Consider the following 13,945-nt stretch of genomic DNA (forward strand, 5'->3'; position numbering starts at 1 on the left):
GCAGATGCGAGGTTGCCCATGCGACCGGCCCCGTTCTCCTACCTCGAGCCGGGCACCCTGGACGAGGCGTGCCAGGTGCTCGCCGACCGTACCGGCACGGACCCGGCCGCGGTCGCCGTCCTGGCGGGCGGTCAGAGCCTGGTCGCCCAGCTCAACGCCCGCCTCGTCCGGCCCGCGACGCTCGTCGGCATCCGCCGCCTGACCGAGCTCACCGCCGCCGACCGCACCGGCGACACCCTCCACCTCGGTGCCGCCGTCACCCAGCGCACCTGGCAGCAGCACCCGCTCGCCGAGCACACACCGCTGGTCGCCGCCGCGCTGAACCGCGTCGGCCACGTCCCCACCCGCAACCGCGGCACCCTCGGCGGCAGCGTCGCCTTCGCGGACCCCACCGCCGAGCTCCCGACCGCCCTGCTCGCCCTCGACGCCGCGGTCCGCCTCCGCTCCGCGAGCGGTGAGCGCACGGTCCCCGTCGTCGAGTTCGGCACCGGCCGCTTCACCACCGTCCGCCGGCCGGACGAGCTGCTCGTCGGCCTCGACGTCCCCGTCACCACCGCCCGCTGGGCGTTCGAGCAGCGGCACTACCGCCGCCACGGCAAGGTCTCGGTCGCCGCGCTCGCCCAGCCCGACGGCTCCGCCCGCGTCGCGCTCGGCGGCGTCGGGGACACGCCCCTGCTGCTCACCGTCTCCCCCGACGCCAAGGCCGACGCCGTCGTCGAGGAGGCGCAGGCCCTGCTCACCCCGAGCCCCGACCACCTCGTCAGCCCGGCCTACCGCCGCCGGCTGCTCGACCTCGCCCTCACCGCCGCCCTCGAGAACCTCCGCGGAACCGCCACCGGAGCTGCCGCATGAGCACCCCGACCGAGCTCGCCACCGACCAACTCGTCCGCCTGCGCGTCAACGGCGAACCGCTCACCGCCGTCGTCGAACCGCGCACCAACCTCGCCGACGTCCTGCGCGAGCAGGCCGGCCTGACGGGCACCCACACCTCCTGCCACCAGGGGTGGTGCGGCGCCTGCACCGTCCTCATCGACGGCTGCTCGGCCCGCTCCTGTCTCACCCTCGCGGTCGCCGCGACCGACACCGACGTCACCACCGTCGAAGGCCTCGGCGAACCCGACGGCTCCCTGACGGCCCTGCAGGAGGCGTTCGTCGAGCACTTCGCCTTCCAGTGCGGCTTCTGCACGCCGGGCTTCCTCGTCCTCGCCACCGAGATCCTCGACGAGGCCCGCGCCGGCACCACCTTCACCCGCGACGACCTGGCCTCGCGCCTGTCGGCCAACGTCTGCCGCTGCACCGGCTACGTCGGGATCCTGTCCGCCGTCGAGGCCGCCCTCGCCGCGCAGGGGACGGAGGTCTCCTCGTGACCGCCCAGGCCGAGCGCCCCACCTACGTCGGCGCCCGCATCCCGTCCCGCAACGGCGCGCGGTTCGTCCGCGGCGCCGGGCGGTACGTCGACGACATCCACCTCCCCCGCGAGGCGACACTCACGGTCCTGCGCAGCCCGCACGCGCACGCGCGGATCGTCTCCATCGACACCAGCCGCGCCGCGGCCCTCGACGGCGTCCTCGCCGTCGCCACCGGCGCCGAGCTCTTCGACCGGATCGGCCCGCAGAGCTACCTGTGGGACCTCCCGGGCCAGAAGGTCGGTCACGGCCGCCCGCTCGCGGTGGGGAAGGTCCGTCACGTGGGCGAGCCCGTCGTCGCCGTCGTCGCCCGCGACCAGTACGTCGCCGAGGACGCGCTCGAACTGATCGACGTCGTCTACGAGCCCCTCCCGCCGGTCGTCGACGTCGACGCCGCGCTCGCCGAGAACGCCGGCCTCCTCCACGAGGAGTGGGGCGACAACATTCAGGTCCGCTCCGCGTGGCCGGTCGTGATCCCCGGCCTGCCCGAGCCGCCGGACGCCGGCGCCGCCCTCGAGGGCGCGCACGTCGTCGTCTCCGAGACCTTCGACGTCGCGCGCATGACCGCGACGTCGATGGAGACGCGCGGCATCGTCTGCGACTACTCCCCCGGCGGCCCGAGCCTGACGATCTACAGCTCGACCCAGTCGCCCCATCAGGTCCGCCAGGGCCTCGCCGCCATGCTCGGCCTCGCCGAGAACCAGATCCGCGTCATCGCCCCGGACGTCGGCGGCGCCTTCGGCATGAAGGCCGTCGTCTACCCCGAGGACGCGCTCGCCCCGTACTTCGCACTGCAGCTGCGTCGCCCGGTCCGCTTCGTCGAGCAGCGCGACGAGTCCTTCGTCGCCTCCACCCCGTCGCGGGCACAGCGCATGCAGCTCGAGCTCGGCTTCGACGCCGAGGGCCACATCGTCGGCCTGCGCTCGCGCTACCTGATCGACCTCGGCAGCGCCCCGTCCACCTGTGGCGCCGGGACCGGATGGGCCACCGGCGCCCTGCTCTGCGGCCCGTACGCCGTCCCCGCCGTCGACATCCAGGCCAGCGCGGTCGTCACCAACAAGTCCCCGCTCGGCGCGTTCCGCGGCTTCGGCCAGCCCGAGGCGAACTTCCCGATGGAACGCCTCCTCGACATCGCCGCGCGCAAGCTCGGCATCGATCCCGTCGAACTCCGCCGCCGCAACCTCGTCCCCGCCGACGCCTTCCCGTACACCAACGCGGCCGGGATGCTCCTCGACAGCGGCGACTACGCGGCCCTGCTCGATCTGGCGGTCTCCCGCCCGGCGTATCAGGAGGCGCTCGCCGAGCGCGACGCCGCCCGTGCCGAGGGAAGGCACGTCGGCCTCGGGGTCGCCTTCTACAACGAGTGCACGAACTTCGGCCCGTCCGGCGTCTTCCCGCTGATCGGCATCACCCAGGGCGGCTGGGACGCCACGACGATCGCCGTCGAGCCCGACGGCAAGATCCGCGTGACGATCAGTCAGACACCGATGGGCCAGGGTGTCGAGACCGCGCTCGCCCAGCAGGCTGCCGACGCCTTCGGGGTCGACCTGGCCGACGTCACCGTCCACTTCGGGGACACCGCCTCCTCGCACTACACCGGCTACGCCAGTGGCGCGAGCCGCTCCGCCGGCATCGGCGGCTCTTCCCTGCTGGTCACCGCCGGCAAGGCCAAGGAGAAGCTACGCGCGATCGCCGCGCACCTGCTCGAGGCCAACGAGGCCGACGTCGACCTCCTCCCCGGCGGCTTCGGCGTCCCGAACAGCGGCGTCGACCCGATTCCACTGGCGCGAATCGCCGCCGCCGCGTACCAGGGCGGCAACCTGCCCGAGGGCATGGAGCCCGGTCTGGAGTTCCTCGGCGCGTTCGACCCGATGGCGCTCGCCTTCTCCTACGGCGTCGTCGTCGCCCTCGTCGAGCTCGACCCGGGCACCGGTCAGGTGACGGTCCGTCGGCTGATCGTCGGCCACGACTGCGGCAACCAGCTCAACCCCGCGATCGTCGAGAACCAGGTGATCGGCGGCGTCGTCCAGGGCCTCAGCACCGCGCTGCTCGAGGAACTCCCCTACGACGCCGACGGCCGCCCGCTGGCGACCTCGCTGCGGGACTACCCGCTGCCCGCGCCCACCGATCTCCCCGAGTTCGACCTGTTCCACACCGTGACCCCCACGCCGTTCACCCTCAACGGGGCGAAGGGCGTCGGGGAGAGCGGAGTGATCGCGGCTCCGGCCGCGATCGTCAACGCGATCCAGGACGCGCTCCCGGCGGGAGCACCTGACATCACTGCCATCCCGGTCCGCCCTGAGCGGATCCTCGACGCCTTCGGAGCGCACGCATGAGCGAGTCGACCACCAGCCGCATCGGTGTCCTGCTGGGCAGCACCACCCCGCCCGAGGACATCGCCCGCCTGTCGCGGGAGGTGGAGCAGGGCGGGTTCGGACAGCTCTGGATCCCCGAGGACTACTTCTTCCTCGGCGGCATCGCCGCCGCCGGCATCGCCCTCGGCGCCACCGAGCGCATCCCCGTGGGCCTGTCGGTCGTCTCCTCGATGGTCCGGCACCCCGCGCTGCTCGCCATGGAGATCGCGACGCTGAGCCGCGCGTTCCCCGGCCGCTTCCTCCCCGGCATCGGCCACGGCGTCCCCGCCTGGACCGCGCAGATGGGCCTCACCGTGAAGTCGCCGATGACGGCGCTCCGCGAGAACCTCGTGCACGTCCGCTCGCTGCTCGCCGGCGAGAAGGTCAACCACACCGGCGGCATCCACGACTTCAATGAGGTCGTCCTCACGCACCCCGCGACCGAGACCGTGCCGATCTACACCGGCGTCCTCGGCGACAAGGGCGTCGCGCTCACCGGCGAACTGGCCGAGGGTCTCGTCGTCAGCGCGCTCGCGCCCGTCGAGTACGTCGCCGCCACCCGCGCCAAGCTCGACACCGCCGCGGCCGGCCGCGACGTCCGCCCCGAGCTCGTCACGCTCGTCGCGGTCAACCTGACGTCCGACGACAGCAAGGCCGACCTCGTCCGCCAGCAGCTGCGCCCCGTCCTCGCCTTCTACATCGCGGCCACCGGCCCCGGGCCGCTGTTCGGCGCGATCGAGGGCGCCAACGAGAAGGTCGCCGACATGATCGCCCGCGGCGGCTTCGAGACCGTGATGGCCGAGATGCCCGACGAGTGGATCGACCTGTTCGCCATCGCCGGCGGCCCGGCCCACGCGAAGGCCCGCATCCAGTCCTATCTCGACGCCGGCAGCGACAAGGTCGTGATCGCCACCGTCGTCCCCGAGGGCACCGAGTCCTCCCTCGCCGCGGCCCGCGAACTGCTCGCGGACTTCCCTCAATAGGCACCGTCCTGCCTGACCCGCACTCAGAAACTGGAGCACGCCATGACCGATGTTGAGAAGGACACCGCAGCGATCCTCGAAGTCCACAACGGCTGGAACAAGTCGAACCTCGGGCTGGTCGCCGAGTCGATGCTGCCGTTCTTCCCCGAGGGGGACGGGTACCTGCAGTTCAACCTCAACGGCTTCACCTACCGCGGCAAGGCCGACAAGGCGAAGCTGTGGAACAACCTGCGGGCCGTCGGGGTCGACATCGTGCGCCTGGAGGAGACCGAGCCCCCCACGGTGCAGGTCTTCGGCGACGTCGCCCTGCTCACCTCGGAGGCCGAGGCGGAGCTCGTCATGCCGACCCCCACCGGCAAGCTCGAAAGTTCCGGCGTGACCCGCTTCCGCAACACCGAGTTCTACCGCCGCGACGACGGCAACGGGAACCCGGACTGGCGCATCTGGCACATGCACGTCAGCGAGGCCGCCCCCGAGGGCGCGCTGAAGTACGGGACGGAATGACATGACGTCCCGTCAGTCGAGGACCGTGGACGGACCGGTCGGCCCGATCGCGGTCGACGTGTTCGGCGAACCGACCGCGGACGGCACGGTGGTGCTGGTGCACCCCATCAACACCGCCGCCCTGGTCTGGGACCCGGTCGCCGAGCTCCTCGACCGGCCGGTGGTCGCGCTGGACCTGCGCGGCCACGGCCGGTCCCCGATGACCGGCCCGTTCGCGATCGAGGGCGGATGGCTCGACGACGTGGTCGCCGTGCTCGACGGCCTGTCGCTGAACTCGGCCCACCTCGCGGGCGGTTCGCTCGGCGGCACGATCTCCCTCGCGGCCGCCGCGCTCCTCCCGGAGCGGGTCCGCAGCGTCACCTGCTTCGGCAGCACGCTCGGGGTCGGCGTCCCGACCGAGGCCATCGAGGCGATGGTGACCGAGCTCGAGACCAAGGGCACCGTCCGCTACTTCGCGGACCTCGGCCCGCAGGTCGTCGGGGCGGCGTCGCGGGACGACCGCTTCGTCCTCGCCTCGCTCGCCGCCGCCGTCGGCGCCCGGGACACCGCGGTGATCACCGGCATCCTCCGCGGCGCGTTCAGCGCGGACATCCGGCACCTCGGCCTGTCCGGCATCAAGGTCCCCGTCCTCGCCGCCACCGGCACCGAGGACCCGACGTGCCCGCCGGAGATGACCGCCGAGATCGCCTCGGTCACGGGCGGCACCGCCGTCGAACTGCCGGGCCTCGGCCACCTGCCGATGCTCGAGCAGCCGGCGCGGGTCGCCGAACTCCTCGTCCAGAACATCACCCAGAGCGAGGGCGCCGCATGACGTACTCGATCGTCGCCCACGACGCGGAGACCGGCCAGTTGGCCGTGGCGGGGCAGTCGCACTTCTTCGGCGTCGGCCGCCTCGTCGGCTGGGGCGAGGCCGGGGTCGGCGTCGCCGCCACGCAGGCCTTCGTCAACGTCGACCACGGCCCGCACGGCATCGAGCGGATGCGCGCCGGCGAGGAGCCGAAGGCGGCGCTCGACGCGCTGCTCGCGGCCGACGAGCTGGCCGCGTACCGGCAGGTCGGCTTCGTCGACGCGTCCGGCCGGGCCGCCGCGCACACCGGGTCGAGCTGCGCCCCGCACGCCGGTCACCTCGTCGGCGAGGGCGTCACGGTGCAGGGCAACATGCTCGCCTCGCCCGCGGTCTACACGGACATGCTCGACGCGTACCTGGCCACCGACGGGGACCTCGCCGAGCGCGTGATGGCTGCGATGCAGGCCGCCGAGGCCGCGGGCGGCGACGTCCGCGGCTCGCAGTCGGCGGTCCTGCGCGTGTACTCGGGCAACCGCACCGACAAGCCGTGGAACGAGGTGCTCCTCGACATCCGCGTCGACGACCACCCGGACCCGATCGGCGAGCTCGCCCGGCTGCTGCCGCGCCACCGTGCGTTCGACCTCGTCGGCGGCGTCATCTTCGCCCCCGGCCTGACGATCGGCCCCTACGAGGGCGTCAGCGACGAACTGCTGACCGAGAAACTTTCCGGCCTCGCCGCCGCCGCCGAACTGCTCGGCGCCGACAACCGCGAGCCGGACTTCTGGCGGGCCGTGCTGCTGGCCCGCAGCGGCCGCACCGAGGAGGCCCGCGCGCTGTTCGCGGACCTGTTCTCCTACCGGCCCGGGCTTCGCGAGTTCCTCGCGGGCATCGGCCCGCTGGGCTTCCTCAGCAACGTCGAGGAGTACGTCCGTTGACCAACGCCCGCAACGCGGTCGACACCGGCCGCTGCGTCGATCTCGCGACCGCGATGATCCAGTGCGACACCCGCAACCCACCGGGGAACGAGTCGCCGATCGTCCCGCTGATGACCGACGTGATGAAGGGCCTCGGCGCCGATGTCGAGGTGTTCGAACCGGCTCCGGGCCGGCCGTCGCTGCTCGCGACGGTCGGGCCCTGCGACCGGTCCCGTCCGATCCTGATGATCAACGGGCACCTCGACGTCGTCCCCGTGACCGAGAGCGAGTGGTCGGTGCCACCGTTCGCGGGCGTGGTCCGCGACGGCAAGCTGATGGGCCGCGGGGCCTGTGACATGAAGGGCGGCATCGCCGCCGCCATCGAGGGTCTGCGCGCCTGCCTCGACGCCGGCGTCCGCCTCGACACCGACCTCGTCTTCCACCTCGTCGCGGACGAGGAGACCGGCGGCCGCTGGGGCACCGCGGCGCTGCTGAACGCCGGGCGCATCACCGCGGACGCCGCCGTCGTGCCCGAGCCCAGCGAACTCGGCGTGTGCATCGCCGAGCGCGGCGTGCTCCTCGCGCGCATCGAGATCTTCGGTCGGGCCGGCCACGGCAGCGACCCCGCCGCCGCGCACTCCGCGGTCGCCGACGCCGCCCGCGTCACGCAGGCACTGCACCTGGCCCACTTCGACCCGGAGCCGCACCTGCTGCTCGGCCGGCCCAGCTGCAACGTCGGCGTCATCCGCGGCGGGACGGCTCCCAACGTCGTCGCGAGCCACTGCGTCCTCGAGATCGACCGCCGGGTTCTGCCCGGCCAGACCTGCGAGCAGGCGGTCGACTCGCTCCGCGTCATTCTCGACCCGCTCGGCGTCTCCTACTCGCTCGAGGTCCTCGGCTTCGCCGAGGCGTCCGAGCTGGCCGCCGAGAACCCGTTCGTCGGCTACCTCCAGGAGGTCTGCGGTGGCGTCGGCACCCCGACGCCGGTGCGCGGCCTGTGCCTCGGCACCGACGCCCGGTTCCTGCGCAACCAGCTCGACATCCCGACCGTCGTCTACGGGCCGGGCTCGATGACCGTCGCCCACGCCGCCGACGAGTACGTCGAGGTCGCCGAACTGACGAAGGCCGCGGAGTCCTTCGCCGGGCTCTACACCAGCTTCGCCCGGTTCTTCGCCGAGAGCGTCGCCGGGATCACGTGACCGGCGGGAACTGAGGCAAGGTCAGGTGATCGGCAGCAGCCGGGTGTGGAGCTCGACGAGGAACCGCTGCTGCGGGTCGGAGAGGTCGACCTCGCAGAGCGCCTCGATGCGGTGCAGCCGGTAACGCAAGGTGTTCCGGTGGATCTGCAGGCGCTTCGCGGCCTCGCTGACGTCGCAGCCGGCGTCGAAGTAGGCGCGGAGTGTCCGCAGGTAGTCGGTGTCCCGCGCCGAGCCGGTCTGCAGGACGTCGAGGACGCCGTCGAGCAGACCCGGGTTGCCCTTCACGATCTCGCCTAGTTCGGCGAGGACGGTGTTCGGCCGGACCTCCGCCAGCAGCGCCGTCCGCGGCCGGGACTGTGACGCGAGCAGGTCAACGGCGCGGTCGAGCGAGCGGCGGATGCCAGGAATCTCGACGTCCCCGGTCAGCGCGTCGCTGACACACGCGGAGAACGTCGCCGAGAACAGGGAGCCGGCGCGCTGGCGCATCCGCTCGGCGAGGGCGACGACGTCCTCGGACCCCCAGTGCGGGGTGAGCAGATAGACCCGCCCGTCGAGCACGGCGGCCGCCGAGCCCCGGCGCAGCAGGCGGGCGTACGCGGCGAGCTGCCGGTCGTCCTCGTAGGTGCCGTTCGCACTCCCGACCGGACTCCCGCTGCCGCACCCGCTCGCGCCGAGCGCGATCAGGCACCAGGAGTCCTGGCCCGGCCCCGGCAGCAACTCGGCGGCCAGCGCCGAGAGCGACGCGGTCCCCCGCAGGACGCTGCGCAGCAGGTCCGCGGCGAGCAGGTCGGCGTCAACACCGCGGAGCGGGGCGCTGAAGAACGGCGCCGCCGCGGCGGCCACGTCGGCGAGCGCGTCGAGGTCGGGCTCCCAGTGCGGGGCACCGCCCGCCGCCAGGCAGATGTAGCCGACGATCGCGTCGCGGGCGACGACGGGGCACAGCGCGCGCGGCGCCGCCCCCGGGATGTCGATGCGCATCGGCGTGCGGCCGCTGCGCAGGCGCGCCCACTGGCCCGAGTCCTCCAGCCACGTGCGCGCGTCGGACGGGGTGCGCCGGGCGAGGATCGCGGAGGTTCGCAGCTGGTCGACGGGGTGGCCGAGGTTCGCGAAGGCGAGCGGGCGCAGCTCCTCGTCGGTGATCGAGATCGGCCCCTCGAGCAGGTAGGCCGCGGCCTCGGCGAGTTCGTACAGGTCGAGCACGGCCGGGCGGCCGATCGCCCGCGAGAGCCGATCGGCGGGGGCCAGGGAGCGGGCGAGCGTCGCGATGTCGTCCCACGGCACCTCGGCCGCCGCGACCAGCACCGTCACGCCGAGCCGGTCCGCCCGGCGCCGCAACGTCGCCGGATCGCCCGGGGCCTTGACCACGACCGCCGCCGCGTCGGCGTCGGACGCCGCGGTGAGGACCTGGTCGACCAGCGCCGGCGGAAGGTCCGGCGCGGGCACGAGCACGACGTCGCCGGCCTCGACCGCGTCGGGGACCGCCGGGTCCCAGATCGTGACGCCGCGGACCTCGCGGTCCAGCCCGCCGGGGGCGGTCACCACGTCGAAGCACCCGCGGCCGAGCAGCCGGCCGATCCCCAGGCCGGGCGGGGGGCAGGCCTCGGTGCCGGGTCGGTTCTCCAGTGCAGTCATCGCCGTCTCCGTTTCGCCTGCTCCGGAGAGTAGGAACGACGGCATCCGGGTTCAGTAGTCAATCTGCCCACTGAAATGGCCGCCAGTAGGCAGATTGCCTATCACATGTTTCCGTCGCTCTCGTCCGCCCACGTGACTCCGGCCACTCGTGTCGCGAGGTGCAGCACGAGGCGGTCATCCGGGTCGTCCAGGTCGACGGCGAGCAGCTTCCGGATCCGGTCGATGCGCGCGATGACCGTGTTGCGGTGCACCCGCAGCGACGCCGCGGTGTCGGTGGCCGAGGACTCCCGGTCCAAATAGCGACGCAGCGTCCGCACCAGCTCCCCGGACGGGTCGGCCGCCGTCAGCGGGGCGAGGATCTCGGCCGCCTGCGCCCGCAGCGGAGCGGAGGCGTACCAGCCCATGAGCAGCCGCTTCGCACTCATCGCGCGGACGTGCTCGACCACGCCGGTTCCCTCCTCGGTGAGCGCGAGCAGGCAGGCCTGGCGCGCCTCCCCGAGCGACTCGGCGATGCCGGCCGTCCCGGCGTGCGCCCCACCGACCCCCGCGCAGAGCGAGAGCCCGGAATGGTCGGCCTCGACGGCACGCAGCGTCCCCTGCACCGCCGCGAGGAGCGGCGCGGTGTCGAGCGCGTCGGCCTCGGTCTCGGCGGTGACCCAGAACGCCCAGCCCTCGGAGCGCTCCACCAGCGTCGAGGTGACCGAACGCCGGGCCAGTTCCTCCTCGAGCTCCCGCACGAGCTCGGACTGCGGCGGCATTGTCCCGGCCCGGGACACCGCGATCTGCACCGCCGTGTGCCAGCCCGCGAGCCGCCACCCGAGTGCCGTCGCCCGTTCCACCGCGCGCGCCGACGGCGCCTCGGCCTGGTCGAGGATCGCGGTGAGCAGGACCGACCGCTGCCGGCCCTCCCGCTCCGACTGGACCGCCCCGGCGGCCAGATGCACGGCGAACGCCAGCGCGGCGATCGACATCGACTGCCGGATCGGCCCGATCAGCGCGCGGGTCGCGGTGTTCAGCCGCGCGATCAGCCAGTACCCGGCGTGCGCGGTGATGTCCCGCTGCACCGGCTGCAGCAGCGCGACGTCGGCGCCCCCGAGCGGGAACGTCGCGGCCGTCGGGCGCGCTCCGCCCAGGTGGGCCGCGATGTCCGGCCGCAGCGTCAGCTCGAACGCGGATTCGTCACCGGCGACGTACCGGCACTCGGCGTCGACGAGAACGACGGCACCGCCGATCGCCTGACCGAGCACGCGGGTCAGCTGTTCCGGGCTCGACGGCGGGGTGGAGAAGCGGTCGGCGGTGGTGCCGAGGATCCGCAGACCCGCGATCTCCGGCGCGCGGACGTACGGGTCGAAGGTCGCCGCCAGCGCGGCCGGCGCCACGCCCTCGGCCACGATCAGCGGCACCGCCAGTTTGTCCGCGAGCCGGCGGGTGACGAGCGGGACCGGCCGGCGCGGCCGCTCGGCGATGATCCCGGCCAGCCCGGCGCTGTGGCCGAGCCGGAGCACCAGGTCCGCGGCGAGATCCTCGACGGCGAGGTGCTCGGGACCGAAGACGGCGAGGCTGCCGGAGGCGAGCGCGCCGACCTCGGTCGCGGACACGGTCGGCACGATCATGCGCACCGGTCGGTCGAGGCCGACCTCACCGCCGAGAACCTCGTGCGCCAGCAGTCCCATGCCGAGCAACTGACGTACCGTCACGAAGTTGTCGTTCACCGCTCCCCTTCCCGGTCCGCGCCGACGGTGAGCACCGGGCCCACCGCCCGCACCCGTATCCGGATGCAGGAGGTCGGCACATAGGTCATCAGCGTCTCGGAGACCGTGCCGATCCGGACGCGCCGCGGGTCCGCGCCCGCCCGGATCGCCGCCTCCGCAGCGAGCCCGCGCGCCTCGGCGACGACCTCGGCGCGAGTGCGCTCGCCGAGCCAGAAGATCCGGTCGACCGTTCCGGCGGCCTCGCCGACGGCTGCCCCGATCGCCGCGGCGAAGGGCGCGTCGTCCGGGCGGAGGACCCGACCCGGCAGGAGCAGATCGGGCAGCCGACGCGCGTTGCGGACGAGCACCAGGGGCCCGGTGAGCCCGGCGACCGCCCGCGCGATCGTCGGCCCGGGCGTGTCGGGGGGCGCCTCGGTCACGCGCACCTCGCGCAGGTTCGTCCGGATACCGAGCACCTCGACCAGCCGGCCCGACTCCTGCGGCCAGCCGTCCACCGCCGCGCTGACCCGCACCCGGCGGCCGTCGTCGTCGATCACCACGACGGTCGCCTCTCCGGCCAGGTGCACCCCACCGACCCGGGCGCTGCTGTGCAGCGCGCCGACCGTCCGCAGCGGGCGGCGGGCCGCCGACTGCGCGGGAAACACCGTCCCGTCGCCGTGCACCAGGTAGAGCTCGTCAACCAGTCCGCGCTCGGAGAGGACCGCGGCGACCCCGTCGAGCACGCGTCGCGCGGTGGGGGCCAGCGCGGCGTCGAGGATCGCCGCGTTCTCCCGCTCCAGCAGGCCGAGACCGCCCTCGTCGCCGCCGGTCACGACCGGCACCTCCGGGCCGAGGGCGTCCGCGAGCAGCACCGCAGCCTCCTGCTCGTGCGCGCCGTTCGCCTGCGCGTGCACCGCCGTGACCGCCACCGCCGCCACGGGTTCGCGGCGGGTCCGGCACGTCCGCGCGAAGGCCTCGACCGCGGCGCGGTCGAGCGGAGCCGCGACGCGTCCGTCGTACTCGTGTCCGCCCGCGACCAGGGCGACCGGACCCCGCACCGCGGCGGTCAGCCGGTCCGGCCAGCCCGGGAACGGCGGGACCGACGCGGTCGCCGGCGCACCGATGCGCAGCACCCCGACCCGGGCGCACTCCGCCGGACGGTGCAGCGGACGTGTCAGCGCCGCCGCCAGCACGACGCGGGCGACCCGCCCCGGCGCCGCGGCCGCGCCGAGGGCGTCGAGCAGGGTCGCGACCGTGGCCGCGGGATCCGCGTCGGGCGGGTCGTAGTCGTTCGCGTCGTCCGGCAGGACCGCGCGCGCCAGCACCTCGTCCCCCGGTCCGAGCACGACGGCGCACGCGTCCCGCCGCCCGACCGCGAGCCCGACCCGCCGGTCCGCCGCACTCACGCGCGCGCGGGGACGACGTCGAGGTCGATGCCGAACGCCCGTGGTCCGGCGCAGGTGTGGCCCGCCGGGGTGTGCCACTGCGGGTCGACGGAGCTCGCGATCACGTGAACGTGCTGGCCGACGACGACGTCCGGCGACTGCAGCAGGACGCCGGAGTCGATGTCGACGAGGTTGATCAGGTCGGGGACCGTGACGACGGGGACGCCGTCCTCGGTCGCGACGAGGTTCTCGCTCTGGAAGTCGATGCGCAGCGACCGCGTCCCGTCGGTGGACTCCAGACTCAGCGTCCCCTTGGCGAACCCCTCGTCGAGGGACTGCACCACCTCGTGGACGACGCCGCTGAAGAGAATCCGGCCGGCGCACAGTTCGAGGAACGGAACGTAGTTCTCCGCCGGCCCCGGCTCGACGCTGCGCAGCGCCGCCCCCAACGCGGCGCACTGCGTCAGTGCGCGCTTCGACCCGACCTCCGCGCACTGCTGCACGTTCAGCAGGTAGGCGCTGCACATCGCGACCAGACCCATGCTCGGCAGGCAGCTGCGGAGCAGCGAACTGACGGTGGTGTTGTCGGCCGCCGTCAGCACCGCGGAGGACCCGGCCGAGTCGACGAGGATGATCGGGGAGATCGGGAGCCCGGCGAGCGCGAACACCGTCATCTCGAGCTTGGGGAACGTGCGCCGCATCCCGTCGACGTCGAGGCACGGCAGACCGAGCTGCGCCGCGGCGACGAGCGGCAGCAGCGCGTTCACGGGGCCGAGCTGGACGGGCAGCACCCCGACGACCGGCCTCCCGGCGTGGGCCTCGAGCGCGGCCCGCAGCGCGGCCGCCTCCTCGAGACCGTGGAACTTCTCGATCACGGAGTGCGGCGCTCCGGCCGTCAGCACCGGCAGCACGAGGCCGTCCGGGTCGAGCTCCTCGGCGTCGACCAGCCGCACCGGGCCGTGCCGCTCGAGCGCCGTGTGCAGCATCTGCCGGGGGAGGTACGGGTCGCCGCCGCCACCGCCGCCGTGGAACAGCGCGCCCAGCGCGAGGTCGTCGACGCCCTCGGGGCCGAACAGCCGCACGCCACCTC

Annotated in this window: 12 protein-coding genes; 8 read left to right on the forward strand and 4 right to left on the reverse strand. The window is 73.8% G+C overall.

Features of this window, described 5'->3' with window-relative positions:
* Positions 1-18 precede the first annotated feature (18 nt).
* The 8 genes from SPOPO_RS28375 to SPOPO_RS0107895 are packed head-to-tail and all read left to right on the forward strand — an operon-like array spanning position 19 to position 8,147.
* Complete coding sequence (locus SPOPO_RS28375) at positions 19-852, forward strand: FAD binding domain-containing protein (RefSeq protein WP_019874243.1); 834 nt, start codon at positions 19-21, stop codon at positions 850-852.
* Entirely contained in the window at positions 849-1,367 is a 519-nt protein-coding gene (locus SPOPO_RS0107865) for a (2Fe-2S)-binding protein (protein WP_019874244.1), read from the forward strand. Before SPOPO_RS28375 ends, SPOPO_RS0107865 begins: the two co-directional genes overlap by 4 nt.
* Positions 1,364-3,742, forward strand: coding sequence for a xanthine dehydrogenase family protein molybdopterin-binding subunit (locus SPOPO_RS0107870; RefSeq protein ID WP_019874245.1), 2,379 nt, complete (start codon positions 1,364-1,366; stop codon positions 3,740-3,742). Before SPOPO_RS0107865 ends, SPOPO_RS0107870 begins: the two co-directional genes overlap by 4 nt.
* On the forward strand, positions 3,739-4,743 hold the full coding sequence (locus tag SPOPO_RS0107875; RefSeq protein ID WP_019874246.1) for an LLM class flavin-dependent oxidoreductase: 1,005 nt from the start codon (positions 3,739-3,741) through the stop codon (positions 4,741-4,743). Before SPOPO_RS0107870 ends, SPOPO_RS0107875 begins: the two co-directional genes overlap by 4 nt.
* A 42-nt stretch (positions 4,744-4,785) precedes the next feature.
* The gene (locus tag SPOPO_RS0107880; protein WP_019874247.1) at positions 4,786-5,247 is read left to right on the forward strand and encodes a YybH family protein; all 462 of its coding nucleotides are present in this window, start codon (positions 4,786-4,788) and stop codon (positions 5,245-5,247) included.
* Position 5,248: 1 nt separating this feature from the next.
* On the forward strand, positions 5,249-6,058 hold the full coding sequence (locus SPOPO_RS0107885) for an alpha/beta fold hydrolase (protein ID WP_028984600.1): 810 nt from the start codon (positions 5,249-5,251) through the stop codon (positions 6,056-6,058).
* Positions 6,055-6,969: a DUF1028 domain-containing protein gene (locus SPOPO_RS0107890; RefSeq protein WP_019874249.1), complete on the forward strand. Its 915-nt coding sequence runs from the start codon at positions 6,055-6,057 to the stop codon at positions 6,967-6,969. The genes SPOPO_RS0107885 and SPOPO_RS0107890 overlap by 4 nt, the downstream gene beginning before the upstream one ends.
* Positions 6,966-8,147, forward strand: a complete 1,182-nt coding sequence (locus SPOPO_RS0107895; protein ID WP_019874250.1) for a M20 family metallopeptidase — start codon at positions 6,966-6,968, stop codon at positions 8,145-8,147. The genes SPOPO_RS0107890 and SPOPO_RS0107895 overlap by 4 nt, the downstream gene beginning before the upstream one ends.
* Positions 8,148-8,168: 21 nt before the next feature.
* Here the strand turns inward: SPOPO_RS0107895 and SPOPO_RS0107900 are convergent, their stop codons facing one another.
* The 4 genes from SPOPO_RS0107900 to SPOPO_RS0107915 form a co-directional block, all read right to left on the reverse strand.
* Positions 8,169-9,779, reverse strand: coding sequence for a PucR family transcriptional regulator (locus SPOPO_RS0107900; RefSeq protein ID WP_019874251.1), 1,611 nt, complete (start codon positions 9,777-9,779; stop codon positions 8,169-8,171).
* A 101-nt stretch (positions 9,780-9,880) separates the two neighbouring features.
* A complete protein-coding gene (locus SPOPO_RS0107905; protein ID WP_019874252.1) occupies positions 9,881-11,491 on the reverse strand; it encodes a PucR family transcriptional regulator in 1,611 nt (536 codons plus the stop codon).
* Positions 11,488-12,876, reverse strand: coding sequence for a hydantoinase/oxoprolinase N-terminal domain-containing protein (locus tag SPOPO_RS28380; RefSeq protein ID WP_019874253.1), 1,389 nt, complete (start codon positions 12,874-12,876; stop codon positions 11,488-11,490). The genes SPOPO_RS0107905 and SPOPO_RS28380 overlap by 4 nt, the downstream gene beginning before the upstream one ends.
* A complete protein-coding gene (locus SPOPO_RS0107915; protein ID WP_019874254.1) occupies positions 12,873-13,937 on the reverse strand; it encodes an S-methyl thiohydantoin desulfurase family protein in 1,065 nt (354 codons plus the stop codon). The genes SPOPO_RS28380 and SPOPO_RS0107915 overlap by 4 nt, the downstream gene beginning before the upstream one ends.
* Positions 13,938-13,945 lie beyond the last annotated feature (8 nt).

Origin of the sequence: Sporichthya polymorpha DSM 43042 (assembly GCF_000384115.1) — a bacterium.
GTDB classification, from domain to species: domain Bacteria; phylum Actinomycetota; class Actinomycetes; order Sporichthyales; family Sporichthyaceae; genus Sporichthya; species Sporichthya polymorpha.